The following is a 1,443-nucleotide window of genomic DNA, read 5'->3' on the forward strand; positions in this document are numbered from 1 at the left end:
AACCAATATTTCATAACTAGCACAACGCGTTTATTAATAATGATCACTGTCTATTTTCGATAACATCATCAAAAGTCGGGACACTCTCTCGACTTTTTGCGTTGCTAACTTGTGTTTGCTCCCCACTTTCTGTTTGGAATCACGGTGGGTGATATGTTACGCTTTAATTGGTAGACAAATATGATTGGAGATGTTTCATAATGGACGGATTGAAATCAACAATTACCCTGAACAATGGTGTTGAAATGCCACGATTGGGGCTCGGTGTTTGGAAGACGGATAATCACACATCTCGGGATTCAGTTGCTGCAGCCATTCGAAACGGTTATCGCTCAATTGATACAGCCAGACAATATGGTAATGAACAGGGAACCGGTGCCGGTATCAAGCTTGGATTGGAGCAGGCGGGCCTGAAGCGTTCCGATTTGTTTGTAACCACCAAGCTTTACAACGGTGAGCAGGGTGATTACGAACAGGTAGCTAAAGCATTTAATCATCAACTGCAGGATTTAGGATTGGATTATGTTGATTTATACTTAATGCATTGGCCGGTAGATGCAACCTACATTGAAAGCTATCACGCTATGGAACGCTTATATCATGAAGGCAAGATCCGAGCCATTGGGGTTTCCAATTTTGATAATGACCGGATGGAAAAGCTGCTTGAAGAAGCTGAAATTGTGCCGGCTGTTAACCAGATGGAGTTTAATCCAACCAATCAGGAAGCGGACATTCTGAAATTTGATCGTAGCCACAGCATTGAAATGACAGCCTGGTCACCATTGGGTGGCGGCGAAGCACTAAATAATCCAGTGATCGACGCGTTAGCCAAAAAGTATGATCGATCTGCAGCTCAAATTATTTTGCGCTGGGAGTGGCAGCGAGACATCATCACGGTCGTTAAATCAACTCATGAAAAGCGGATTATTCAAAACAGTCAAATTTTTGACTTCTCGCTCAGTGATGAAGACGTTAAAAAGATCAATGAGTTGGATCAGGGAAAACGCGGCCTTTGGTATGATGACTTTCAATGGCATAATCCAAACGGCTCGGTTGGTAACGGTATTGATCAGTGGCCGGACACCAAAAAGTAGTTAGTGGCGCTGATTGGTTTGCTTGGTTTATATAAAATATGAATATAAAAATATACCACCAACATGAACTCAATTTATTGTTGGTGGCTTTTTAATGTTTGGTAAAACCACTTTGAACCCCTGGACTTAAAAGAAGTGAAAAGGTGACCGCGGCTGGGACTGTCCAAGTCAGCGAATGAATGAAAAGAACCCACCAACTTTGAAAGGGGAGGTCAAACCAATGAAAAATAAGCTCAACAGCAAAACCAATACTGATGATAATAAACGAGTTCCAGCTGATAAAGGCTAAGGTGTTCTGATTAATAATCTTTTGAAATGGCCAAAGAAACTGATTTAAAAGATTTACTTG

General features: G+C 41.5%; 1 protein-coding gene and 1 pseudogene. One reads left to right on the top strand and one right to left on the bottom strand.

Annotated elements, in window-relative coordinates; translation table 11 throughout:
* The first annotated feature begins 200 nt into the window (after window positions 1-200).
* The gene (locus FD47_RS14485) at window positions 201-1,094 is read left to right on the top strand and encodes an aldo/keto reductase (RefSeq protein WP_054736754.1); all 894 of its coding nucleotides are present in this window, start codon (window positions 201-203) and stop codon (window positions 1,092-1,094) included.
* A 91-nt stretch (window positions 1,095-1,185) separates the two neighbouring features.
* Here FD47_RS14485 and FD47_RS16005 read toward each other — a convergent pair.
* A pseudogene (locus FD47_RS16005) lies at window positions 1,186-1,443 on the bottom strand (hypothetical protein); the annotation flags it as partial.

The organism is Lentilactobacillus parafarraginis DSM 18390 = JCM 14109 (assembly GCF_001435895.1).
Classification (GTDB): domain Bacteria; phylum Bacillota; class Bacilli; order Lactobacillales; family Lactobacillaceae; genus Lentilactobacillus; species Lentilactobacillus parafarraginis.

Bases quoted from the DNA above. Each gene is read 5' to 3' on its own strand.
- FD47_RS14485 (WP_054736754.1), top strand. From the start codon at position 201: ATGGACGGATTGAAATCAACAATTACCCTGAACAATGGTGTTGAAATG.